The sequence below is a fragment of the Streptomyces luteolus genome (assembly GCF_029968015.1).
Taxonomy (GTDB): Bacteria; Actinomycetota; Actinomycetes; order Streptomycetales; family Streptomycetaceae; genus Streptomyces; species Streptomyces luteolus.
Genome location: NZ_JASCIS010000062.1, coordinates 17,899 through 41,179 on the forward strand (window position 1 = coordinate 17,899; position 23,281 = coordinate 41,179).

General features: G+C 72.2%; 18 protein-coding genes and 1 pseudogene. 6 read left to right on the forward strand and 13 right to left on the reverse strand.

Annotated elements, in window-relative coordinates; all coding sequences use genetic code 11:
- Positions 1-29 precede the first annotated feature (29 nt).
- From QIT00_RS35400 to QIT00_RS35425, 6 genes are all read right to left on the reverse strand, one after another.
- A complete protein-coding gene (locus QIT00_RS35400) occupies positions 30-1,292 on the reverse strand; it encodes an ATP-binding protein (protein WP_282539605.1) in 1,263 nt (420 codons plus the stop codon).
- Positions 1,289-2,734, reverse strand: a complete 1,446-nt coding sequence (locus QIT00_RS35405; protein WP_282539606.1) for an ATP-grasp domain-containing protein — start codon at positions 2,732-2,734, stop codon at positions 1,289-1,291. Before QIT00_RS35405 ends, QIT00_RS35400 begins: the two co-directional genes overlap by 4 nt.
- On the reverse strand, positions 2,731-3,993 hold the full coding sequence (locus QIT00_RS35410) for an MFS transporter (protein WP_408909917.1): 1,263 nt from the start codon (positions 3,991-3,993) through the stop codon (positions 2,731-2,733). Before QIT00_RS35410 ends, QIT00_RS35405 begins: the two co-directional genes overlap by 4 nt.
- 89 nt (positions 3,994-4,082) lie before the next feature.
- Entirely contained in the window at positions 4,083-5,087 is a 1,005-nt protein-coding gene (locus tag QIT00_RS35415) for a PLP-dependent cysteine synthase family protein (RefSeq protein WP_282539608.1), read from the reverse strand.
- Complete coding sequence (epsC, locus tag QIT00_RS35420; protein WP_282539609.1) at positions 5,005-5,694, reverse strand: serine O-acetyltransferase EpsC; 690 nt, start codon at positions 5,692-5,694, stop codon at positions 5,005-5,007. Before epsC ends, QIT00_RS35415 begins: the two co-directional genes overlap by 83 nt.
- 5 nt (positions 5,695-5,699) lie before the next feature.
- Positions 5,700-6,290 carry an NADPH-dependent FMN reductase gene (locus tag QIT00_RS35425; RefSeq protein ID WP_282539610.1) on the reverse strand — a complete coding sequence of 197 codons (591 nt, stop codon included), beginning with the start codon at positions 6,288-6,290 and terminating at the stop codon, positions 5,700-5,702.
- Between the two features lie 488 nt (positions 6,291-6,778).
- Between QIT00_RS35425 and QIT00_RS35430 the strand changes: the two genes are divergently transcribed.
- From QIT00_RS35430 to QIT00_RS35445, 4 genes are all read left to right on the forward strand, one after another.
- On the forward strand, positions 6,779-7,768 hold the full coding sequence (locus QIT00_RS35430; RefSeq protein ID WP_282539611.1) for an EamA family transporter: 990 nt from the start codon (positions 6,779-6,781) through the stop codon (positions 7,766-7,768).
- A 44-nt stretch (positions 7,769-7,812) separates the two neighbouring features.
- The gene (locus QIT00_RS35435) at positions 7,813-11,742 is read left to right on the forward strand and encodes a non-ribosomal peptide synthetase family protein (protein ID WP_408909918.1); all 3,930 of its coding nucleotides are present in this window, start codon (positions 7,813-7,815) and stop codon (positions 11,740-11,742) included.
- A 35-nt stretch (positions 11,743-11,777) separates the two neighbouring features.
- Entirely contained in the window at positions 11,778-12,389 is a 612-nt protein-coding gene (locus QIT00_RS35440) for a hypothetical protein (RefSeq protein ID WP_282539613.1), read from the forward strand.
- A gap of 170 nt (positions 12,390-12,559) precedes the next feature.
- Positions 12,560-12,709 carry a hypothetical protein gene (locus QIT00_RS35445; RefSeq protein ID WP_282539614.1) on the forward strand — a complete coding sequence of 50 codons (150 nt, stop codon included), beginning with the start codon at positions 12,560-12,562 and terminating at the stop codon, positions 12,707-12,709.
- A gap of 16 nt (positions 12,710-12,725) precedes the next feature.
- On the opposite strand, the gene QIT00_RS35450 is transcribed toward QIT00_RS35445, so the two are convergent.
- Positions 12,726-15,914 carry an AfsR/SARP family transcriptional regulator gene (locus QIT00_RS35450; protein WP_282539615.1) on the reverse strand — a complete coding sequence of 1,063 codons (3,189 nt, stop codon included), beginning with the start codon at positions 15,912-15,914 and terminating at the stop codon, positions 12,726-12,728.
- 127 nt (positions 15,915-16,041) lie between these two features.
- On the reverse strand, positions 16,042-17,622 hold the full coding sequence (locus QIT00_RS35455; protein ID WP_282539616.1) for an acyl-CoA mutase large subunit family protein: 1,581 nt from the start codon (positions 17,620-17,622) through the stop codon (positions 16,042-16,044).
- Between the two features lie 110 nt (positions 17,623-17,732).
- Between QIT00_RS35455 and QIT00_RS35460 the strand changes: the two are divergent.
- Positions 17,733-18,289: pseudogene (locus QIT00_RS35460) on the forward strand (L,D-transpeptidase family protein).
- 216 nt (positions 18,290-18,505) lie between these two features.
- Here the strand turns inward: QIT00_RS35460 and QIT00_RS35465 are convergent.
- From QIT00_RS35465 to QIT00_RS35475, 3 genes are all read right to left on the reverse strand, one after another.
- Entirely contained in the window at positions 18,506-19,708 is a 1,203-nt protein-coding gene (locus tag QIT00_RS35465) for a hypothetical protein (protein WP_282539617.1), read from the reverse strand.
- Positions 19,708-20,373 (reverse strand): RNA polymerase sigma factor, encoded by a 666-nt coding sequence (locus tag QIT00_RS35470; protein WP_282539623.1) that lies wholly within the window; start codon positions 20,371-20,373, stop codon positions 19,708-19,710. The genes QIT00_RS35465 and QIT00_RS35470 overlap by 1 nt, the downstream gene beginning before the upstream one ends.
- Positions 20,374-20,715: 342 nt before the next feature.
- Positions 20,716-21,423, reverse strand: a complete 708-nt coding sequence (locus QIT00_RS35475) for a hypothetical protein (protein ID WP_282539618.1) — start codon at positions 21,421-21,423, stop codon at positions 20,716-20,718.
- Between the two features lie 215 nt (positions 21,424-21,638).
- Between QIT00_RS35475 and QIT00_RS35480 the strand changes: the two genes are divergently transcribed.
- On the forward strand, positions 21,639-21,992 hold the full coding sequence (locus tag QIT00_RS35480) for a hypothetical protein (protein WP_282539619.1): 354 nt from the start codon (positions 21,639-21,641) through the stop codon (positions 21,990-21,992).
- A gap of 28 nt (positions 21,993-22,020) precedes the next feature.
- Here QIT00_RS35480 and QIT00_RS35485 read toward each other — a convergent pair whose 3' ends face one another.
- Both QIT00_RS35485 and QIT00_RS35490 read right to left on the reverse strand, forming a co-directional pair.
- Entirely contained in the window at positions 22,021-22,596 is a 576-nt protein-coding gene (locus QIT00_RS35485) for a hypothetical protein (protein WP_282539620.1), read from the reverse strand.
- A gap of 126 nt (positions 22,597-22,722) precedes the next feature.
- The gene (locus QIT00_RS35490; RefSeq protein WP_282539621.1) at positions 22,723-23,220 is read right to left on the reverse strand and encodes a hypothetical protein; all 498 of its coding nucleotides are present in this window, start codon (positions 23,218-23,220) and stop codon (positions 22,723-22,725) included.
- Positions 23,221-23,281 lie beyond the last annotated feature (61 nt).

The following is a 23,281-nucleotide window of genomic DNA, read 5'->3' on the forward strand; positions in this document are numbered from 1 at the left end:
CCGGCGACCGGTCCAGGGCGTGCCCCAGGTCACCCGGCGTCGATCACGGTCTCCGCCTCGAAGCGGTCCCCGAGGGCGCGCAGGCGCCGCTCGCACTCCTCGCGGGTCGGCGCCGAGAGCACCGCCGCGGAGAGGAAGTCCGAGGAGATGGAGGCCTCCCCCATCACGTCGCCGGGCTTGACGAAGACCGCGCAGAACTCCACCCAGGGGTCGGCCGGCGGCGCCGGTACGCCGATCACCCGGCCCGGCCGCTTCATCATCAGCAGCTGGCCGGCCATCCGCCGAGGGGCCAGGCGCTCGCCCCCGGTCAGCGCCTCAAGGGCGGGCAGCGGCAGACCGACGGCGGCGCGTGCCGCGTACTCGGCCGGGTTCACGCCGAACACCGCCAGCATCACGTCACGGATCCGGGCACCGCCGGGGCGGCTCGCGACCTCGCAGAAGACCAGGCGGTCGTCAGGCGTGTGGAAGACCTCGGCGTGGAAGGCGTAGTGCTCCGTACCGCCCTGCAGCGCACCCAGAAACCGCTCGGTGAGCGCCAACAGCCGTTCGGTGAGCGGGTCTTCGGGGTCCAGGGTCAGATCGATACGGGCGCCCGAGTCGCTCTGGAACGAGGAGAGGTCGTACTGGTACTGCGACGGCCAGGCGAAGGCGATCCGGCCGTCCACGACCAGTCCGTCCACATGGCACATCCGGCCCGGAACATACGCCTCCAGGAGGAGGTCCTCGCGCGGCGTCCGGTGCGGGCCGAACTCCTCCGCGACCTGGCGCGCGAGCTCCGCCTCGTCCCGTACGATCCGCAGGCCGATCGAACCGAACCCGTCGCGCTCCTTGAAGACCAGCGGGAACCCGTGCCGCGCGGCGAACTCACCTACGTCCGCGGCGTTCCGGGGCACCGTGTGGGGGGCGACCTCGATGCCCGCCGCCCGCACCCGCTGCTTCATGAGGACCTTGTCCCGGAAGGGCAGGACGTCGTCCGGCAGCTGACCGGGCAGGTCCAGCTTCTCCCGGAGCCACGCGGCCCGCTGCAGGTCGCCCTCCTGGAAGGCGATGACGTGCTCGACGTCGTACTCGGCGGCGAGTTCGAGCGCGCGCCGCAGCACCAGCTCCTCGTCGTCGAAGGTGTCGAGGAGTTCGAGCCGGCGGTAGCCGAGGTTGCCCGTCGGGACCTGCTCGCCGAAGAGCTCGATCTTGTCGCGTGCGGCGAGGAGGACGACGTCACCCTCGTAGTCGGCCAGCCAGCTGTCGTACGGGTAGGGCTGCAGGGGGTTGCGGTGCAGGATCAGGATGCTCATCGGGTGCTCTCCAGGGCTCGGGTGCGGTCGGTGACCGGGGCGACATGGGCAAGGGAGGTGACCGGGGCGACATGGGCAAGGGAGGTGACCGGGGCGACATGGGCGAGGGAAGGGGCGGTCGGCCCCTGGGCGATACGGACACGGACCGCGCTCTCGATCAGCCGGGCGCCGGACTCGATCGCCGCCGTGGTGTCCGGGGCCGTCACGGCGACCAGGCCGAGGCGGTCCCAGTTGTCCTGCAGCGGGCGGACCGTGTCGCCCGGTCGTGCGGTGACCTTGGCGACCAGTACGTCGTCGCGTTCCTGGAGGTCCTCGTCGATCTCCACCGACGCGACCGTGCCGGGACCGCCGACGAGGAACCGGGTGCTCGCCCCGCGCTCGGGCAGCGGGCGGTCGGGCAGCTCCTCGACGAGGCCGAAGGGCCAGCCGAGGGCAAGCGTCGCCAGGTCGATCCCGTAAGCGCCCCGGACGAGATCGGGGATGGCGTCGCCGCCCGGGCGGTTGTGCGACTCGATGACCGCGGGGCCGCGGCGGCCGACCCGCACCTCGGTGTGGCACGTGCCGTCGGTGAGGCCGACCGCGTCCAGGAAGCCCGCCACGCAGGCGCGCACCGCGTCCGCCTCGTGGTCGTCCAGGCGGGCGGGCAGCGCGTGCCCGAGCTCCGTGAAGTTGCTCTCGTCGACGAACTTCTCGGTGATGGCGACGATGACGTGACGGCCGGCGAAGCTGAAGGACTCGACGCTGAACTCGGGCCCGTCCACGTACTCCTCCATCAGGAACTCCTGGATGGTGTAGAGCGTCGTGCCACGGTCCGTACGGCGGCCGCGCAGCCGTTCCACCTCGGCCCAGACCCGCTCGGCGTCCTCACGTCCCTCGACCCGGAACACTCCGAAGCTGGCGGTGGCGTCGGTCGGCTTGACGACGAACGGATAGCCGTAGCGCTCCCCGAAGCCGTCCAGGTCCTCGCGGGCTTCGAGGAGCGCGGCCCCGACGGCGGCCGGATCGATCCGTGCCATGTGGCGGCGCATCGCCCACTTGTCCCGGATGCGGGCGGTCACCTCGTGGCCGGTGCCGCCGAGGCCGTAGAGGTCGTTGAGGCGCGCGGCGGTGTCCACGCCCGCTTCGGTGAGCGAGACTACGGCGCTGAAGTCCGCTGTCTCCCGCACTTCTTCGACGACTGCCTTCGCCTCGTCCCAGTCCGTGTAGTCGACCTGAACCGTGAGGTCGGCCAACTCCTCCTGAGCAGCGGTGTACTTGGTGGGGTGCTGAAGGAGGATGACCTTCAGTCCGAGGGCCTTGGCCTTGCGGAGGTGCTCCTCCAGACCGCCGACGAGCAGCAGGGTTCTGTTGCTGGGGTTGGTGCTGTTGGTGCCGTTGGTGCCGTTGGTGCTGTCGGTGCTGTCGGTGCCGTTGGTGCCGTTGGTGCCGTTGGTGCCGTTCACTGGGGTGTTCCTTCCTTGGTGGTGAGGGGTGTGGGCTGTGCGGGCTCCGGCTCCGGCTCCGGCTCCGGCTCCGGCCCTCGGGGTCGTACGGCCGCGTCCGGCAGTCGGCGTTCGAGCCGGACCAGGGCCAGCGCGGCGAGCCCGGCGCAGGTCGCGAGCAGCAGCCACATCGCGGTGGGAGAGAAGGCGATCAGCGCGGTGAACAGCGCGGGAGCCGCCGTCGCGGGAACGGACCAGGAGAACTGGTAGAAGGCCAGATAGCGGCCGCGCAGCCGCTCCGGGGCCGCCTCGGTGGCCAGGGCGGAAGCGGTCGCTCCGTGCAGCAGCTCGCCCAGCGTGAACAGCACGGTCGCGACGAACACGCCGACGATCAGCACCCCGCTGTCCGGGGCCGCCCCGAGCAGCGCGAAGAACACGAACGAGAGCGAGAGGACCGCACCGCCGAGCGCGGCCGAACGCGTACGCCGATGACGTGCGAGCAGCCGGGTCACCGGCACCTGCGCACCCGCGACGAGCACCGTGTTCACGGCGAAGAGCACACCGGGCCAGGACGCCGAGGCCTGAAGGACCTGCGTCACATACACGGGGAGCACGACCGCGAGCACCATGTAGCCGAAGGCGATCGGGATGTTCACCGCGGTGAGCAGGACGAACGGCCGGTCCCGCAGCACATCGCGGTAGCCACCGGGCCTCTTGGCCTGCGCACGTTCCGCGCCGGGCCCGGCGTCGCTCCTGCCGCGGGTGCCCGGCAGGCTGCCGAGCAGGCCGGCCGCTAGCAGCAGCGCCGCACCGTTGCCGAGTACGAGGGAGTGGTACGCGAGATCGCTGCCGATGCCGAGCACCGCGCCGGCCAGCAGACCGCCCGCGCCGAGTCCGGCGTTGCGCAGGCTGCGTTGCACCGCGATCAGGCGGTCGCGCCCCGTGCCCTGCGCGATGTCCGCGATCAGCGACTGGATCGCGGCCGGGAACGAGCGGTCCCCGAGCGCCACGAGCGTGGCCACGAGCAGCAGTTGCCCGCCGTCGTCCACGAGCGGATACGCGGCGAATCCCACCGCCCGCACCACGTAGCCGGTCACGACGACCGCACGGGCGCCGAACCGGTCCACCAGGATCCCGGTCACCGGTGTGCACACCAGGCCGACGAGCGCGGCCAGGGTCATGAACGCGCCCACCTGGGTCATCGGCAACCCGGTGACGTGGTGGAAGTACAGCAACGACACCGGGAGGTACATGCCGCTGCCGGTCGCGTCGACCAGCATGCCGAGCATGTAGCGGCGGTGCGCGGGAGAGCGGGGGGCCGGGCTGCCGCCTCGCGACCCTCGCCACCCTCGCCACCGACTGGTTCCGGTCACTGCCATGTCACCCGTCCCTCCGTGTCGGACGGGGCCCAGAGGCTGAGATAGCGCTCACCGGTGTCCGGCAGCACCGTGACCATGGTCGTACCGGCGTACTCGGGCTTGGCCGCGAGCTGCGTACAGGCGTGCACGGCGGCACCGGCGGAAATCCCGGCGAGGACGCCCTGGCCACGGGCGAGTCGGCGGGCGGTCCGCCATGCGTCCTCGTCGCTGACGGTGACCACCACGTCGATCAGCGAGACGTCGGTGACGGGGGCGACGAAACCGCCGTTGAGGCCGGGGATGCGGTGGAGCCCGCCGGTCCCCTGGGAGAGCACCGGAGACTTCTCGGGTTCGACGGCGACGACCCGGATCGCCGGGTCCCGCTCCTTGAGGTAGGCGGCGGTCCCGCTGAGCGTGCCGCCGGTCCCCACCCCGCAGACGAGTACGTCGATCCGGCCGCCGGTGGCCTCCCAGATCTCCGGTCCCGTGGTCTCGTAGTGGGCCCGTGCGTTGTCGCGGTTCTCGTGCTGGCGGGTGAACCAGGAGCCGGGCATGGCCGCGTGCAGCTCCTCGGCCTTGGCGAGGGCTCCCGGATAGCCGTCCTCCCGCGGCGTCCGTACCAGTTCGGCGCCGAACGCCCCGAGCAGGGCGGCCCGTTCGGCGGTGGCGCCCTCCGGTAGCACGATCAGGCAGCGGTAGCCACGGGATGCGGCGAACGCGGCCAGCGAGATCCCGGTGTTGCCGGAGGTGGCCTCGATGACCGTGCCTCCGGGCCGGATCTCGCCACGCTCCTCCGCGCTCCGCAGCATGTACAGGGCCGCCCGGTCCTTCACGCTGGACAGCGGGTTGGCCGACTCCAGTTTGGCGAGCAGCTCGACGTCGGCGCAGCCGGAGGCCCGGGCTCCGTCCGCGCACAGGTCTGCCGCGAGACGGTCAAGTCGTAGGCGGAGCAAGGGAGTTGAGCCGACGAGGCTCTCGATGCTGTCGACGACAGAGTGGTTCACAGACGTCCTCATTACGGGTCGTGACGGACTGGGGGGTGCGGTGGGGCGGGCGGGCGTCCTCACGCCGCGCCGCCGATCCGACGGGCTGGACGACCGCCGTGGGAGCGAAGACCCTGGCGCCGGCCGGTACGTCCTTGGTGACCAGTGCCTGGGCGCCGACCACAGCGTGGTCGCCCACGGTCACCGGTCCGATCACGGTCGCGTTCGTGCCGAGGACGACGTGGTGCCCCACCACGGGGTGCCTGCGCTCGCCCTCGGGCCGTCGCACGTCGTTCCACCAGCCGACGGCTCCGAGTGTCACCTGGTGGTAGAGCGTCACGTCGTCGCCGACCACCGCGGTCTCGCCGATCACCACGGCCGCGCCGTGGTCGATGAACACGCGCCGGCCGAGCACCGCACCCGGATGGATCTCCACGCCGGTGGCCCGGCGGGCGCAGTACGCCAGGATCCGCGCGGATTTCCGCAGGCCGCGCCGGTGGAGGCGGTGGGCGAGGCGGTGGGTCCACAGTGCGGGCAGCGCCGGGTGCCACAGGGCTTCGGTACGGCTGCGCATCGAGGGGTCCCGCTCGACGACGACCCGCAGGTCCTCGCCCAGTTGACGGAAGATGCCGATCGTCATGGCCGTCAGGCCCCGACACGTGCGTCGGCTGCCCCGACGGCTGCGAGTACCGCATCGGCCAGACTGCCGAGGCCGGCCAGCACGGTCGGGTCGGTGAAGTCACCGTCCGCGGTACGCAGTTCCTCGGCACCGCCGACGGCAACCGGCTCGTGCTCGACCACCCGGGCCCCGACCCGTCGCAGTACGCCGACGAGGCCCAGCTGCGCGTCCACGCCGCCGCGCGGTCCCGGTGAGGCGCTGAGCACGGCGACGGTCCTGCCCGTCAGCGCGCTCTCGGAGTACGGCCGGGACAACCAGTCGAGGGCGTTCTTGAGTACGCCCGGAATCTCACCGTTGTACGAGGGCGTACTGATCACCACCGCATCGGCCCGGGCCACCAGGGACTTGGCCGCGGCGACCGCGGGGGGATCTCCGCGCTGCTCCTCGTCCCCGTCGAAGTGCGGAAGGTCACCGATGGAGAGCGGGACGACCTCGACCTCGACCTCGGCCTCGGCCTCGGCGGAGCGTTCGGTGACAAGTCGGCGGAGGGTGGCGAGCGCGGCCGTGTTGACGGAGTCGCGGCGCAGGCTGCCGGAGACAAGGACGATCGTGGGCATGGGACGGGCTACCTCTCCTCGGGGCGGTCGGTCGCCGAGGAGACTGCCGGGCGCCGTTCCCGATTCCGTCCTGTCCGGTTCCCGTAAGGCTCACCGCACGGCTGGTACCGCCCTGGGAACGGATCGGTAAGGGCGACACCGAGGGTCGGACATGACCGCCGAACCGGCCACCGACCCGAGAGGACCCGCACGGTGACGCCCACGTCCACCGGGTGCGCGGTGAGCACCCTGTACCGGAGCGCCCCGCACTGGAGCACCCCGTACCGAAGCGCCCCGCACTGCAGCACCCTGTACCGGAGCGCCCCGCACTGCAGCACCCTGTACCGGAGCGCCCCGCACTGGAGCACCCCGTACCGAAGCACCCCGTACCGAAGCACCCCGTACCGAAGCACTCCACACCGCGGCCACCCACACCGCAGCCACCCGCACCGCAGCCACCCGCACCGCAGCAGCCCGCAACAGCCCACGCCACCCGGCCAGGTGACCCGGTGAGCCGGTACCGGGGCGCGCTCGAACCCGTCCTCACCGCGCTGGCCCCCGCGATCTGGGGCTCCACCTACCTGGTCACCACCGAACTCCTGCCTGCGGACCGGCCCCTGCTCGCCGCCCTGCTCAGGGCGCTTCCGGCGGGACTGCTCCTCCTGGCGGTCGGCCGTGTGCTGCCACGCGGGCGGTGGTGGTGGCGCGCCCTGGTCCTCGGCGTGCTGAACATCGGGGCCTTCTTCTACCTGCTGTTCGTCGCCGCCTACCACCTGCCCGGAGGCGTCGCCGCCCTGGTCATGACCGCGCAGCCGATGATCGTGCTGCTCCTGTCGGCCCTGCTCCTCAAGAACAGGATCAGACCCGTCCATGGAATCGCCTGTGCCCTTGGCGCGGGCGGTGTCGCCCTCCTTGTCCTACGGCCGCACGCCGCATCGGACACGGTCGGCATCGCCGCCGGCCTCCTCGGCGCCGTGTGCATGGGGTCCGGGATCGTCCTCACTAAGCACTGGGGCCGGCCGCCGGGTGTGAGCCTGCTGACCTTCACGGGATGGCAGCTGACGGCGGGCGGGCTCGTCCTGCTGCCCGTCACTCTGGCCGCCGAGGGCCTGCCCGCCACGCTGAGCGGCGGCAACCTCCTGGGGTTCGCCTACCTCGGCCTGATCGGGGCGCTGTTCGCCTACGCGATCTGGTTCCGGGGCGTGGAGCGGCTTCCCGCACTCGCCGTGTCCTTTCTCGGCTTCGCCTCACCGCTCGCCGCCACGCTGCTCGGCTACCTGGTCCTCGGCGAGGCCCTCACTCCCCTGCAGACGGTCGGCGCCCTCGCCGTCGTCGCCTCCGTCGTCCTCGCGCAGACCGGCGGAGAACACCGCCCGAGCACTCGTACGAAGCAGAAGCAGAAGCACGAACAGCGCGAACAGCAGCAACAGCAGCAACAGCAGCAACAGCAGCAACAGCAGCAACAGCAGCAACAGCACGAAGAGTCCACAGCCGCGTGATCGCGGGCAACCAGTCGAAGGAGAACCCGGTGGAAACCACCACGCTGAACGCACGGACAAGCACGCCCCTGGGGGAGACCCGGGTCGCCGACCTGCTCGGTCAGCAGGCCGCGGTACGACCGGCCGAGACGGCGGTCGTACACCAGGACAGAAGACTGACGTACGACGAACTGAACAGCGCGGCAGAGCAGTTGGGCGGTGAACTGCGCCGCCTGGGCGTCACCGCGGACACCCCGGTCGGGCTGTATGTCGAGCCGTCGCTCGAACTGATGGTCGGCGCGTGGGGCATCCTCGCCTCCGGCGGCGCCTACCTGCCGCTCTCACCGGAGTACCCGGAGGACCGGCTGCGCTACATGGTCGAGAACTCGGGCACGGAAGTCCTGGTGACCCAGGAGCATCTGACGGCGAGAGCGGAGGAACTCGCTCCACCAGGAGTCACGGTGATCGCCCTGACCCCTGAGGGCACCGTCATCCCTGAGGGCACCGTCACCCCTGAGGGTCCCGCCACCAGGGCGCACACCACCGGCACCCGTCCGCCGGCGCGGTCCGCTCCCCGCGCGCACGACCTCGCGTACGTCATCTACACCTCGGGCTCCACCGGCCGCCCGAAGGGAGTGATGATCGAGCACCGCGCGATCGTCTCCCAGCTGCGCTGGATGCGGGACCACGGTCATCTGGGCCCCGGCACCACCGTGCTGCAGAAGACCCCCATGAGCTTCGACGCCGCACAGTGGGAGATCCTCGCTCCCGCCGTCGGCGGGCGGGTCGTCATGGGAACGCCCGGGATCTACCGTGATCCCGAGGCCCTCATCGAGACCGTCATCCGGAACGAGGTCACCACGCTGCAGTGTGTTCCCACACTGCTGCAGGCGCTTCTGGACACGGAGACCCTTCCGTCGTGCACGTCGCTCAGCCGGGTGTTCTCCGGGGGCGAGGCGCTGACCGTCAAGCTGGCGCGGGAGTTCGCCGCGCAACTGCCGCACACGTCCCTGGTGAATCTGTACGGGCCGACCGAGTGCACCATCAACGCGACGGCGCATCGCGTGGCCCCGGAGACGCTCGCCGGAGACGACCAGTCGGCGATCGTTCCCATCGGTGTGCCGGTGGACCACACGATGTGCTTCATCCTGGACGAGAACCTGCAGCCGGTGGAGATCGGTGAGAAGGGCGAGCTGTACATCGGCGGGATCCAACTGGCGCGCGGCTACCTGAACCTTCCGGACCAGACAAGGGAACGCTTCGTCACCGCACCCGAGTTCGTCCCCTGCGACCGCCTCTACCGGACCGGTGACCTGGCGTACTGGAACGAGGACGGGACGATCCAGTTCTCCGGACGGGCCGACTCCCAGGTCAAGCTGCGCGGCTACCGGGTGGAGCTGGAGGAGGTCGCCTCCGCGATCGAGGAGCACACCTGGGTACGGCGCGCGGCCACGGTGGTCGTCGACGATCCCCGTACCGGCTTCCAGAACCTCGTCGCCTGCGTGGAGCTGAACCCCAGGGAAGCCGCCCTGATGGACCAGGGCAGCCACGGCGCCCACCACCAGTCCAAGTCCAGCAAGCTGCAGGTCAAGGCCCAGCTGTCCAACGCGGGGCTGCGCGACCCCGACGAGCTGCGGGACCGGCCCGTGGTCGAGCTGTCCGGGCGCGAGGAGTCGCACGAGCAGCGCCGTCAGGTGTTCGCCCGCAAGACCTACCGCTTCTACGAGGGCGGCCAGGTCTCCTACGCCGACCTGCGGGAGCTGCTCAAGCCGCGTGAGGTGTCCGCCTTTCGGCGGCCCGTCAGCAGGCTGGCCCCGGCCGAACTGGGCGAGATCCTGCGCTGGTTCGGGCCGTTCCACAGCGAGGACCGGCTGCTGCCGAAGTACGCCTACGCCTCCCCCGGCGCGCTCTACGCCACCCAGATGTACCTGGAGACCAGCGGCGGACTCGCCGGACTAGACGCCGGCGTCTACTACTTCCACCCCGTGGACCACCGGCTCGTCCTGGTCGGCGCGGCACGCTCCGGCGCACCGGAAGGCCTGCGGGTGCACTTCCTGGGCAAGAAGCGGGCGATCGAGCCCGTGTACAGCAACAACATCCAGGAGGTCCTTGAGTTCGAGACCGGCCACATGCTGGGCGTGTTCGAGGAGGTCCTGCCCTCGTACGGGCTGACGATCCGCCCCGGCACACAGCGGGAGACGGTGCGCGAGGCGCTGGACGTGGCCGAGGAGGACTACTGCCTGGGCACGTTCGAGATCGTCCCGAACGACGGCCTGCCCGGCCACGACGACGTCGAACTCTTCCTCCAGACGCACCCCGGCAAGGTGCCGGGCCTGCCGACCGGTCTGTACCGCCACGCCTGCGGCGACTTCGAGCGCGTATCCGACGAGATGGTGCGCAAGAAGGACGTGATCGCGATCAACCAGGGTGTGTACGAGGCCGCGAGCTTCGGCATCACCGCCGTCAGCAGGGCCGAGGACAGCAGGCTCGCGTACGTGGAACTCGGGAAGAAGCTGCACCATCTGCAGCGCAACGGGCTGCGCCTGGGCTTCATGTCCTCCGGGTACTCGTCGAAGAGCGGGCACCCGCTGCCGGCCGCGCAGCGCATCGACGCCGTCCTCGCCGCCGCCGGTATCGGATCGGGGGCCTCGTACTTCTTCCTCGGGGGCAAGGTCAGCGAGGAGCAGACGCTCTCCACCGGGATGCGCGAGGACTCCGTCCACATGCGCGGCCCGACGGAGATCATCCGCGACGACCTCGCGAGGCTCCTGCCCGACTACATGATTCCCAACCGGGTGCTCGTCCTCGACGACCTTCCGCTCACCGCCAACGGCAAGATCGACCGCGCCGCCCTCGCGGCCACGGAGCAGGTGAGCGGCTCCGCCCAGACGTCCCCCTGCGTCGCACCCGTGACACCGGCCGAGCGGTGGCTGGCCGAGGCCTGGGGGCGGGCGTTGAAGTACGCGGACGTGTCGATGGAGGACGGCTTCTTCGAGGCCGGCGGCAACTCACTGACCGCCGTGATGCTCACCCGGGTGATCAACCGGGAGTTCGGGATATCGCTCCCGCTGCAGATCCTCTTCGAACACCCGAAGCTGAAGGATCTGGCCGCGCACATCGAGACGGTACGGGCAACGGCAGCCCACGCCGGGGAAGGCGGCGTGGCCCCCTCGTCCCGCCTGGTGCGACTGCACGAGAACGGGGCGGGAAGCCCGGTGTTCTGCTGGCCCGGCCTCGGCGGCTACCCGATGAACCTGCGGCTCCTCGCCCGCGAGGCGGGTATGCCGGGCAGCTTCTACGGCATCCAGTCGGCCGGGATCAACAGCGGGGAGGTGCCGTATCCGACCATCCGCGAGATGGCGGCCGCCGATGTGGCGGAGATCCGGCGCCTGCAGCCCGAAGGGCCGTACACGCTGTGGGGTTACTCCTTCGGCGCCCGGGTGGCGTTCGAGACGGCGTTCCAGCTCGAACAGGCCGGGCAGCGGGTGGCGGACCTGCTGCTGATCTGCCCCGGCAACCCCAAGGTGCGACAGGCGGACGGGCGTCGGCACGGCCGCGAGGCCTCCTACCGCAACCCGGCCTACGTGACGATCCTCTTCTCCGTCTTCGCGGGCTCGATCGCCGGTCCCGAGCTTGACGCCTGCCTGTCGGCCACGCACGACGAGGACAGCTTCGTGGCCTTCGTCACCGCCGCCTTCCCGGCGCTCGACGAAGAGCTGGTGCGCCGCATCACCCGCATCGTCGGGCAGACCTACGCGTTCGACTACTCGTTCGTCGAGCTGGCCGAGCGGCGCATCGAGGCGCCGGTGACGATCTTCCGGGCGTCCGGCGACGACTACTCCTTCATCGAGGGCCGGTCCGGCTGGTCCGCCGCCCCGCCCACCGTGATCGACCTGGAGGGCGACCACTACCAGGTGCTCAGGGACCAAGGCATCGCCGAGCTGGTGTCGGCCATCCGCGACCGGCTCGCCGCGACCCCGGCAGCGGCGCGGTGAGCGCCGCCCGGCCGGTTCCTCGCGTCCTGCTCGTGATGCCAGGACCAGGTCTCGTACGAGCGGCCGCCGACGCGGGCCTGGATTTCTGGGCGGTCACCGATCCCCGACTCGGGCCGCCGGAGCCGCTGGTGAAGGCGGGCATCCCGCACCAACGCCTGGTGTCCGCCGACTTCGGCGAGGTGTCCGCGCTGCGCACCCTCCTGACGGCCCTGGCCCGGCAGCACGACGTGCGGCATGTGCTCTCTCTGGCGGGCGACTCCGGGTCCGCGCTCGCTGCCGGGGCCGCGACGACCGCCCGAGCGGTGCACCGCGCGCTCTTCCCGGAGCGGGAGGCGGCCGCGAGCCGCCTGCCCGATCCCTCCGCCCTGCGGCGCCTCATCGGCAGGAGCGGGGCCCCGGTGGACGGCCCCGGCCCTGTGTTCGGGGTCAGGACTCTCACCGTCGACGGGATGCACCTGGTCGCCGACATCACGGCGGCCGGCCCCGCCGCGCGGCCACCCACCGAGTCGCAGCGCTCCGTCATCCGGCAGGCCGTACGTGACCTTCTCGACCTGGTCGGATACGAGTCGGGCGCGGCGCGGACCGACGTACTGCTCACTGCGAGGGGAGCCCGCGTCGTGGCTTCCCGGGAGCTGGGCCACGGATGAGACGGCCGGGCCGATATGCGCGGGAACGGGAACAGGAACGGGAACGGGAGCAGGAACGGGACGGGATCCGACCGGTATCGGGCGCGGCGAGTATCGACCCATCGAAAGCGGCCGCAGGAAACGCGAGCCGCACACCGCTGCACACCGCTCGACACCAAGGAGAAACGAACATGCGACGCGCGCTCACCGGACTCATGGGAATCCTCGCGGCGGCCGCCCTGGCGCTCGGCGTCGGTGCGGCAGCCCACCTGCCGACGGCGGACGGCCCGTCGGCGGGGCACGAGGTCCTCGCGGGCGAACCGAGCCCGAACCTCCCGTAGCGCCCGAGGCCTCGGTTCACCACGCCCGGCGGCACTCCGGCAGGCCCATGAAGTCGAACAGCTCGGCGGCCGCGGCGCGGTGCTCGGCCGCCGCTCCCCGGTCGCCGAGCGCCTCGGCGACATGGCCAAGGCCCACCAGCGCCCGGGTCTCCTCGGAGCGGTAGCCCATCGCCGAGGCGACCTTGTGCGCATGCGCGTGCAGGGACTGTGCCCTGGCGTACTCGCCCCGCCTCATATGGAAACGCCCCACGATGTTCTCCACCTTCACGAGCCGGACCGGAGAGCCCCCCGTACGGACGAGATCGAGGGCCCTCTGCGCGAAGTCGCTCACCCCGGCCTCCTCCCCGCAGAGGTGGGCGACCTCGGCAGACAGAGCGGACACCAGGGCAACGTCCCCCGGCGGTCTGGTCTCGTCGCAGAGGTCGCGGGCGCGCTTGAGGAAGTCGTAGGCCTCGCCCATCTCACCGAGGCCCAGATGGGCGAAGGCCAGCTCGGTCAGAGCCGTGAGCTCGTTCTCGCGGTAGCCGAGCGGACCACTGATGTCCCACGCACGGCGAGCGGCCGCAGCGGCTTCCTCGTACTGGCCAAGCTGATCATGCACCGTGCTCAGCATGGTCAGGTTGTCCGCCTCGGCTCGCGGTGTGCCCAGCTCCCCGCTCAGGACGACGGAACGTTGCAGCAACGGCAGGGCTTCGTCGAACCGGCCGAGGACCGCGAGGAGCATGCCGACGCCCGACTCGTGATGCGCCTGGGTCGCCCTGTCCCCCGCACGTATTGCGAGGTCCCGCCCTTCGGCGGCGATGGCGAGCCCCTCCTCGAAGCGGCCGAGCTTCCAGCACGCCACCCCGAGGTTCGACAGAGCCACGCACAGCAGGGCGGCATCGTCGATGCGGCGGGCGGCGGCGACCGCGAGGTGGCAGAGGCTCCAGAACTCGTCGAACCGTCCCCGCGCGTTCAAGTAGAAGCTGAGATTGCGGACCAGACCGATGGTGTGGCGGTCGTGCCCGTGCCGTTCGGCGAGGGGCGCGGCCGCCACCAGTCCACTGTGCTCGTGGTCGAACCAGCTCCACGCCAGGGCGGCGTCGTCCAGCGGCGGCAGCTCGCCCCGGTACGCCGCGAGACCGGTGGGACGGTGCACCCGGCCGGGGAACAGCACGGTGCACGCCGTCTCCGTCGCCGTCAGGTAGTAGTCGAGCAGACGCTCGACCGCCGCCGCGTCGTCCTCCTCGGTCACTCCCGAGCGCAGCTTGTGGGCGAAGCTCCGCACCAGGTCGTGGAAGGTGTAGACACCGATGTCGGGCTGCTGCAGCAGATGGACGTCGAGCAGCAGCTCAAGGGTGTCCTCGGCCTCCCGCGCGTCCATGCCGAGGAGCGCCGCCGCCGACCGGACGTCGATCCGCTTGCCCGGGTGCAGCCCCAGGAGCCTGAACGCGGCACGGTGCCGCTCGTCCATCGACTGGTACGACAGCTGCAGGGTCACCTCGACGCCGCGTTCGCCGGACCGCAGCTCGTTCAGCCGGTGCGTCTCGTCGCGCAGCCGCTCGACCAGATAACTCACCGTCCAGCGCGGCCGGTTGCGCAGTCGGGCCGTCGCGATGCGCAGGGCGAGCGGCAGCTGCCCGCAGAGCTCGGCGAGTTCGACGGCCGCCTCCGGCTCCGCGTCCACCCGGGCCGCACCCAGCGTCTCCGCGACCAGCGCGGCGCTGTCCTCGGCCGTCATCAGACCGACGGACACCCACTCGACACCGTCGAGGTCGAGGAGCCTCGCGCGGCTGGTGGTCAGCACCAGGCAGCCGGGGGAGGCCGGCAGCAGCGGCCTGATCTGCTCGGCGTCGGCGGCGTTGTCGAGCAGGAGCAGCATCTTCCGGCCCGCGAGAGTCGCCCGCCACAGCTGCGTACGCCCGGCCGGATCATCGGGAATGCGGTCACCCGGGACACCGGCCATCCGCAGCAGGGTGTCCAGTACGGTCCCCGGCGGTACGGGCTGCTCGCCGGGCGTGAAGCCCCGCAGGTCGACGTAGAGCTGCCCGCCCGGGAACTGTTCGGCCAGCTGATGGGCGGCCTGCACCGCGAGGGCCGTCTTGCCCACGCCTCCCATGCCGTCGATGGCCACGACCCGCACGGACTGCTCGCCCGGCGGGCTGCCGGCCACCGGGTCGAGCAGCTCGGCCAGCTCCTTGGCCCGCCCGGTGAAGTCGGGCAGGCAGTACGGCAGGGTGCAGGGCGCCTCCGATGCTTCCGCCGCCCCTTCGGAACCGGCTTCCTGCCGGCCCGCGACGCCGTGCGGATCCGGCGCGGCCTGGGGGCCCGGCACCCGGCCATCCCGCACCCGGCCATCCCGCGCCAGGCCATCCCGCGCCAGGCCGCCCGCCTCCGGAGCCCGGTCGTGGACCGCCGCCTCGGCAGCGGGTGCCTGCGGCGCGGGCGCGGCGAGCGCCGGGCTGTCCCGGAGGATGTCCTCGTACAACCTGGCAAGCCGTGGCCCGGGATCGATGCCGAGCTCGTCGACGAGCAGCGCGCGTACCTTGCCGTACTCCTCCAGCGCCTCGGCCTGTCGGCCGGAGCGGTAGAGGGCGAGCATCAGATGGCCGCGCAACGTCTCGCGCAACGGGTGCTCGGTGACCAGCGCCCGCGCGTCGGGCACCAGCTCGGCGCTCTCGCCCAGCGCGAGGCGGAGTTCGCACAGCCGCTCGGCGGCGGCGAGGCGTCGCTCCTCCAGGGCGGTCGCCGCCGCGTCGATCACCGGGCCGCCCGAACCGGACAGCACGGCTCCCTGCCACAGGGCGAGCGCGGTCCGCAGCTCCGTCGCGGCCGGCCGCTGCCGCCCCTCCTGTACGGCCTGCTCGGCTGCCCGGACCCGGATGCCGAACTCAAGCAGGTCCAGCTGGTCGTCCGCCACCGCCACCCGGTAGCCGGGCCCGTCGGTCAGGATCACCGCGCTGCCGCCGGGGATACGCCGACGCAGGTCGGCGACGGCCTTGCGCACCTGGTGCGTGGCGGTTGCCGGGGGCTCGCCCTCCCACGCGGCATCGACCAGGCGCGGGATGGTCACCACCCGCCCGGTCTCCAGGAGCAGGGTCGCAAGGACCCGCTCCTGGATCGCCCCGCCGAGGCGCATCCGCACCCCGTCGGCCCACCCCTCAAGCGGGCCGAGGACGTTGAAACGCAGGGTCGGCGCAGGTCTGTCTGGCTCGATTTCGCTCATCAGTACATTTCCCCGTAGGTCGCACAAGCTCCCAGGCAGGGGCCGTGTGGGAGGGTGATTCTACGTCTATGGCCCTGGAACACCAGGGGGGTCTGACAGCGATATCGAGCCACCCGGGGCGTGGCACTCAGAACCGCTCCGTCGGCTCGTAGGCCCCCCACACCACCCGCAGCGCCCCGCACACCTCGCCGACCGTGGCCCGCGCCCGGAGCGCCTCCTTCATCGGGTACAGGGTGTTCGCGTCCCCCGCCGCCGCCTCCCGCAGCGCCGCGAGGGCCGAGTCGACCGCCGCCCCGTCCCGGGAGGCGCGCAGTTCGGCGAGGCGGCGCACCTGCCGGGCCTCAAGGGCCGGGTCGACCCGCAGCGGCTCGTACCGCTCCTCCGCGTCGGACGCGAAGCGGTTGACGCCGACGACCACGCGCTCACCCGCCTCCGTCTCCCGCGCGACGCGGTACGCGTTCCGCTCGATCTCGCCCTTCTGGAAGCCCTGCTCGATCGCGGCGACCGCACCGCCCAACTCCTCGACGCGGCTCATGAGTTCAACGGCCGCCGCCTCCACCTCGTCCGTCATCCGCTCCACCACGTACGAACCCGCGAACGGGTCGACGGTCGCCGTCACGTCGGTCTCGTACGCGAGGACCTGCTGGGTGCGCAGGGCGAGTCGGGCGGACTTGTCGGTGGGCAGGGCGAGGGCCTCGTCGAAGGCGTTGGTGTGCAGCGACTGGGTGCCGCCGAGGACCGCGCCGAGGCCCTGGACGGCGACCCGCACCAGGTTCACCTCGGGCTGCTGCGCGGTCAGCTGCACCCCGGCGGTCTGCGTGTGGAAGCGCAGCATCTGCGACTTGGGCTCGCGCGCGCCGAACTCCTCGCGCATCACCCGGGCCCACATCCGGCGCGCGGCCCGGAACTTGGCGACCTCTTCGAGGAGCGTCGTACGGGCCACGAAGAAGAACGACAGGCGGGGCGCGAAGGCGTCCACGTCCATGCCCGCGGCGAGCGCCGTGCGGACGTACGCGATGCCGTCGGCGAGGGTGAAGGCGATCTCCTGCGCGGGCGAGGCCCCGGCCTCGGCCATGTGGTAGCCGGAGATCGAGATGGTGTTCCACTTCGGCAGCTCGGCCGCGCAGTACCGGAACAGGTCCGAGGTGAGCCGCAGCGAGGGCGCGGGCGGGAAGATGTACGTGCCGCGCGCGATGTACTCCTTGAGCACGTCGTTCTGGACCGTGCCCGTCAACCGCGCGGCGGACACGCCCTGTTCCTCGGCGACGAGCTGGTAGAGCAGGAGCAGCAGCGCGGCCGGGGCGTTGATCGTCATCGACGTGGAGACGCGGTCGAGGGGGATGCCGTCGAAGAGGGTCCGCATGTCGTCGAGCGAGTCGACGGCCACGCCGACCTTGCCGACCTCGCCCGCCGCGAGCGGGGCGTCGCTGTCGTGGCCCATCTGGGTAGGCAGGTCGAAGGCGACGGAGAGGCCGGTCGTGCCGTGCTCGATCAGCTGCCGGTAGCGGGCGTTGGACTCGGCGGCGGTGCCGAAACCGGCGTACTGCCGCATCGTCCAGGGCCGCCGGGTGTACATCGTCGGGTACACGCCCCGCGTGAACGGGTACGCGCCGGGCTCGCCCAGCCGCCCCGCGGGATCCCAGCCCGCGAGCGACTCGGGGCCGTAGACCGGCTCGATGGGCAGACCCGACTCGGACTCGCGCGCCATCTCTGTGCCTCCCGGAGGGACGGACCCGTTTCGTACGAAACGGAGCGGTTCGCTCCCCATCATGCGCGGGAACCCTCCCAAAGGGGACACGACGGCAGGGGGGGCACGGCATGGGTCGTACGAACGGGAGACGGGCGCGGGCGGGGACGTGGTGCGGGGCGGTGCTCGCCGTGGCGGGGCTGCTCTCGGGGTGCAAGGTGCACGCTGCGGGGACCGGCCCGGGCAACGGCGTCCATGTGGACGCGAAGCCGCCGGGCCGCTCGGCGTCCCCCGCCCCCGCGAAGCCCGCCCCGACGAAGCCCGCGCCGAGCGCCGCGCCGAAAGCCCCGGTCCTCGCGCCGGGCGCGCAGGGCACGAAGGTGCGGGAACTGCAGGCGCGGCTGCGGCAGATCGGCTGGTTCCCCAGGTACCCGACGGGCCGGTACGACGCGGGCACCGCGCGGGCCGTCAAGGGGTCCCCCGGCACCATGTGTCGACGCTCTACGACACTCCGATGCCGTACGCGATGTTCTTCAGCGGCGGCCAAGCCGTGCACTACTCCGCGGACTTCGCGGCGCGCGGCTACGCGGGCGCCTCGCACGGCTGCGTGAACGTCCGGGACGAGAAGAAGATCGCCGCGCTCTTCGCGCAGGTCCGCAAGGGCGACAAGGTCGTCGTCCACTGGTGAGAGCTTCAGGCCAGGAAGGGCCAACAAGGGGCGATAAGGGCCGATAAGAGGAGGGGCGGAGGTGGGACCGGGGGAACGTGTCCCACCCCCGCCATTTGCGCTGGAGCCGTGGGGTACGGGGGGAACCCCGGCTCGCGCGCGGCCGATGACCAGTCGGCTCACTTCTTACTGCGCCACCCCGCCGAAAACTGTCACACCCGGATGATCACGGTGAGGTCACGGATTTCCGGTGCCGTCGAGACCGGCCGTGGAGACCGTGCTCGGGGCTGTCCTGGTCGTGGCCGTCCTCGTCGTGGCCGTCCTCGTCGTGGCCGTCCTGGTCGTGCCACTCACCGTGGGAGTGGCGGAGCTAGGTGCGGTGGAGGCGGGCACGGCCGAGTCGGGCGAGACGATCGCCCCGGCCCCGCCGTTGCCCTCGTGCCGGTTGCCGCCGTCCGAGCCGTCGCCGCCGCCCTCGGAGCCGCGGCCCGAACCGCCGTCCCCGTCCTCGCCCCCGTCGCCGTCCCGGCCGGAGCCGCTCCTGTCGTCAGTGTTCCTGCCGTCGCCGGAGAGGGCCTGCCGGCAGAACTTCCGTACGCCTTCGGGCCCGCCCGCGGACTGCTCGATACGGCGCTTCTTCTCCGGGTCCATCGGCTTGCCCGCGAGATAGTCGCGACAGCCGGTGACCACGCGTGCGTACCACCGGGCCCGGTCGTCCTTCGGCAGAGCCGAGTCGGTGGGCTTCGGCGCGGTACCGCCCGGGTCGGACGGGGCGCCGCCGCCCTGCGAGGGGTGCCCGGAGCCCGGAGTGCCCTCGGTCGCGCCGTCCGGTGTCGCGGAACCGGAGTGCCCGCCCTCGGGGTCGGACGCGGAGGTGCTGGGTGACGGGGAGAGCAGCGGGTCGGGGTCGGAGGGCGCCGCGGAGACGGAGGCGCCGGGTCCGGGTTCGGGGCCGCGGTCGAAGGGCGTGGGGATGACACCGGCGCCGGCCATCGCGACCCCGCCGAGGGTGCAGGCTGCGAGCGCCGCGGCGAGGCCGTAGCGCACGGGTCTTCCCCAGCGCGTACGCGGCTTCCCGTCGGCTGTGCCAATGCGTACGGCACCGCTGTCACCGAGCACTCCGGCGGTGTCGCCGGGACCGGGACGGCCGCCGAGGACCCAGGTGCCGGGGGCGTCGTCTACACGCGTGGCATACGCACCGCGCGCGTCCCGGAAGGCCGCCAACGCGGCCGCCTCGCCGGGCAGTTCACCCCCGTCGGGATGCGGCCCGCGGGCGCTTTCCGGCTGCTGGGAGGGGTCTGCGCGGCGGGCGTCGCCGAGCACGGCGGAGAGGCGTTCGGCCTGGACACGGGCGTGATCGTCGACGGCGTCGAGGGGCTCGCCGCGGAGCAAACGCTCCGCCGCGTCCCCATCAAGCCAGTGGTCCCGCTCGTCGGCCATCACATGTCCTTCTGCGTCCGCGAACGCGAATCCGTCACACCCGCCGGAAATTTGGGCGCCTGTCCGGCGCGGCCTCGGCCGGGTTGCGGGGGCACGGCTCCGAGGCCGTCGGCTGCGTCGGCGCCGAGCAGTTCGGCGAGCTTCTTCAGACCCCGGTGCGCGGCGGTGCGCACGGCACCGGGGCGTTTGCCGAGGGTCTGCGCGGCGCTCTTCGCGTCGAGGCCGACGACGACGCGGAGCACCACGGCCTCGGCCTGGTCCTGCGGCAACTGCGATATCAGGGCAAGGGTGTCCCCGGTGGCGAGCGCCTCCATGGCCTCGCCCGCGGTGTCCGCCTCGCCGGGCTTCCCGGTGAGCTCCGTCTCGTCCCCGCCGATGGCCGGGCGGCGGCCGCGCATCCGGATGTGGTCGAGGGCGCGGTTGCGGGCGATACGCGCGGCCCAGCCGCGGAAGCGGTCGGCGTCGCCCTCGAACCGGTCGAGGTCGCGGGCGATCTGCAGCCACGCCTCCGACGCCACGTCCTCGGCGTCGGGCTCGCCCACGAGCGTGCGTATGTATCCGAGCAGCCGTGGGTGCACGGCGCGGTACACAGTACGGAACGCGGTCTCGTCACCGTTCTGTGCCGCAAGCACCGCGGCGGTCAGCTCCGCGTCGTCCCCCAACAACTCCCTCATCCTGCCCATTTCGCAGCCCAGCAGGAACAAGACGCTACGGCGTGAATGGCCCCCACGTCCATGTCTGCACAACGTGCAACCGCCGGGTGACACAGAGCGGTGTGACACAAAACCCAACGGCGGCGCTGAAGAGAGTACGGGCCTGTGCGGCCCGTGCCGTGCGACGGCCGGGGCCTCTCCTGTGGGGGGTGGCGGCCCCGGCCGATCGCTGGCGGCCTTCCGGGCGAGGCGCGCGGTCGATGCGATCCCCGCGGTCGATGCGATCCCCGCGATCGGCGCGATCGGCGCGAGGCCCCGCGATCGGCGCGAGGCCCCGCGATCGGCCGCGATCCCTCAGGAACCCAGCGTCTGCTTCAGCTTCCTGAGCTGCGCGTCGTACAGATCCTGCGGCAGCTCCGCCCGCTCCGGGTCGCTCAGGTGCAGCGCGAGGAAGAGCGCGAGCACGTTCCCCTGGCGTACGGCGGTCATCCGCAGCGGCACCCGCTGGCCCTGCGCCTTGCCGGTCATGGACCAGGCGACCGCCTCGTCCCCGCCGGACGGGGCCTCGTCGGTCCGCACGTCCACGTACTCGACGGTCGCGCCGCCGTTGTTCCCCGAGGTGCTGAACCCGTCGGCGCAGTCCTTCAGGGCCGTGCGGACGGCGGCGATCGTGGTGGCGGCGCCCTCGCCCTCGTACGAGAAGAGGCTGGTCGTCACGGCCAGGCCGCGTTCGGTGGTCGAGCCGTAGGACCGGCTGGACCAGGCCTTCGCCGCGGGGTTGCGCGCGACGCCGGAGCCGGTCATGTCGGCGAGCGGACGGCACTCCTCCCGGTCGGCCTTGGGGCGTACGGCGGGCTGGTCGTTGTCCTCCAGGCGGTAGCCGCGGACGTCGGTCCTGGTGGCGAGGGCGCCCGCGAGCCGGATCTCGGACGGGACGGGGGTGGCGGAGCTCTCCGTCGCCGAGGCGGCCGGGGTGTCCGGCTCGCTCGACCCGGCGGAGCATCCCGCGACACAGGCGAGGGCGACGGCTGCGGTGGCGACGGCACGCAGGGGGCGTCGCATACGTATCTGCTTCACATCCGTACTGCGCCACCCGCGCCCCGCCCGTCACTCGGCGCACTCCGCCCGGACCCGGATCCCGTGTCGATTCGGCGAACTTCGGCGAACACGGTGCGACGCGTCTGTGAGGGTTCCGGGGACCTGTCCCGAACCGGGTAATGATCTGCGCCTTCAGCGCGCAGTAGCCCTACGTGACTGCACTCCAAGCAACGGCCGCCATGCCCGCGAAGCCCGCCCGCTGGGCCGCCGACTCCGTCTCGATGCTCCGCGAGGGCGCACGCCTGCGCCTGGACCACACCCCGCAGAGCCTGTGGAGCGTGGACCGGGTCATAGCCGAACTCCGCCGCGAGGACCCGCCGTACGAGGCGGTCGCCCACGCGCTGCGCGGATTCGGCGCGTACGCGGGCGAGGTCCTTGTCCGCGAACTGGGTGCGCTCTGGGAGGAGTCGGGCGACTCCTACTGGCTGCGCACGCCGGACGGCACCCTCTGGGACCCGATCAGCGAGGCCCGCCGCACCTTCGAGGGCGAGGGGTCACTGCGCCTGCTGTGCCGGGACGCCACGGGCGGGTGACTCCCCTCGCGCGCAGGGGAGTTGAGGGTCACCCGTGTACCCGGGCCCGGCGTGACACCACCGCTCGTACGACCCGGCGCCCCTCCGTCGAGACGACCAGGGCCTGGCGCAGGCCGCCGCCGGGGGTGGCGAGGAGGTCCAGGACGCGGGTCTGGCGGCGGAGTTCGCCGGAGGTCAGCGGGCCGTCCGTGTCGGCCGGGGACGTCGCGTCGAGGAGGCGGTGGATCTGCAGGGACGCCGCCGAGCAGGCGTCCGCCCAGGCGCGCAGGTCTGGGGACGGGAAGCGGTCCGGGGTGGCCGACAGCATCCGGTGCACGAGGGCCGCGCCCTCGTCGGACGTCTCCCCCACCGTCGTCTCCCCTACGGTCGTCTCCCCTACGGTCGTCTCCCCCGCCGTCGCCTCCCCCACGGCCCCGTACGCCTTGCGGACCAGCGCGAGTTCCTCGCCCCAGCCCGCGCCGCCCGCGTCCAGGCTCGACCAGAGCGGGCGAAGGACGTCGTCGTCGGCCCCGCCGAGCAGCGGCAGGCAGCGGTCCAGGCAGGCGAGTCCGCCCGCGGCCAGACTTCGGTCGTCGGCCTGAGCGATCAGTTCCACCAGGCTCATCGGGGTCGCCTTCCGTCGCGGACGCTGCACTTCCTGTTACTGCGTTCCGCTGGCCGAAAGCGTCACCCTCGTGGCCGAATCGTCACTGTCAGGACCGCCCGAAGTCACTGCCGGGCCAGTCCGAAGTCACTGCCGGGGCAGTCCGAGCCGTTCCAGGAACCGGAAGAACAGCAGCTCGGCGGAGGGATCGGCGGGCGCCTGCAACACCTTCACCAGGTCCGCCACCGGCGCGGGTTGCCGCCCCGCCTCCTCGGCCCAGGCCGCGGCCCGCTCCGCGGCGTCCTGCGGCGGCAGGAACAGATCGTCCGGCTCCTTGCCCTCGGCCGCGAGGAACGAGGCCATCCCGTCCCGCGCCAGGCACGCGTTCCACGCCCCGCTCCCCGGCCCCGCCGCCTCGACCGCCACGCACGCGCTGTCCATCACGAACCCGAAGAGCGCGGGCGCCCCGGAGTCCTCGGCGAGCTTCGCCATCGACCCGACGTCGGGGACGGAGGCCTCCCAGATCTGCCAGCCGTCGGCGCGCCGTTCGTGCAGCGCGAGCCCTTCGCGTGCGCCGCCGAGCGCGCCCAGTTCCGCAAGCGGCCGCTCGCCGTGACCCACGACGTAGTACCCCCAGAAGCCCATCCCGCTTCCCCCTTGCCCCCGTGTCGGACGGTCGGCTCTGCAGTCAACTACCCCTCGCTAA

What these genes read in the sequence shown, in the direction of transcription:
- QIT00_RS35440 (WP_282539613.1), top strand. Translation starts at nt 11,778, where the DNA reads ATGCCAGGACCAGGTCTCGTACGAGCGGCCGCCGACGCGGGCCTGGAT.
- QIT00_RS35425 (WP_282539610.1), bottom strand. Translation starts at nt 6,290, where the DNA reads ATGCCCACGATCGTCCTTGTCTCCGGCAGCCTGCGCCGCGACTCCGTC.
- QIT00_RS35475 (WP_282539618.1), bottom strand. Translation starts at nt 21,423, where the DNA reads ATGCGACGCCCCCTGCGTGCCGTCGCCACCGCAGCCGTCGCCCTCGCC.
- epsC (WP_282539609.1), bottom strand. Translation starts at nt 5,694, where the DNA reads ATGACGATCGGCATCTTCCGTCAACTGGGCGAGGACCTGCGGGTCGTC.
- QIT00_RS35490 (WP_282539621.1), bottom strand. Translation starts at nt 23,220, where the DNA reads ATGGGCTTCTGGGGGTACTACGTCGTGGGTCACGGCGAGCGGCCGCTT.
- QIT00_RS35450 (WP_282539615.1), bottom strand. Translation starts at nt 15,914, where the DNA reads ATGAGCGAAATCGAGCCAGACAGACCTGCGCCGACCCTGCGTTTCAAC.
- QIT00_RS35485 (WP_282539620.1), bottom strand. Translation starts at nt 22,596, where the DNA reads ATGAGCCTGGTGGAACTGATCGCTCAGGCCGACGACCGAAGTCTGGCC.
- QIT00_RS35465 (WP_282539617.1), bottom strand. Translation starts at nt 19,708, where the DNA reads ATGGCCGACGAGCGGGACCACTGGCTTGATGGGGACGCGGCGGAGCGT.
- QIT00_RS35415 (WP_282539608.1), bottom strand. Translation starts at nt 5,087, where the DNA reads ATGAGGACGTCTGTGAACCACTCTGTCGTCGACAGCATCGAGAGCCTC.
- QIT00_RS35480 (WP_282539619.1), top strand. Translation starts at nt 21,639, where the DNA reads ATGCCCGCGAAGCCCGCCCGCTGGGCCGCCGACTCCGTCTCGATGCTC.
- QIT00_RS35455 (WP_282539616.1), bottom strand. Translation starts at nt 17,622, where the DNA reads ATGGCGCGCGAGTCCGAGTCGGGTCTGCCCATCGAGCCGGTCTACGGC.
- QIT00_RS35410 (WP_408909917.1), bottom strand. Translation starts at nt 3,993, where the DNA reads ATGCTGGTCGACGCGACCGGCAGCGGCATGTACCTCCCGGTGTCGTTG.
- QIT00_RS35445 (WP_282539614.1), top strand. Translation starts at nt 12,560, where the DNA reads ATGCGACGCGCGCTCACCGGACTCATGGGAATCCTCGCGGCGGCCGCC.
- QIT00_RS35400 (WP_282539605.1), bottom strand. Translation starts at nt 1,292, where the DNA reads ATGAGCATCCTGATCCTGCACCGCAACCCCCTGCAGCCCTACCCGTAC.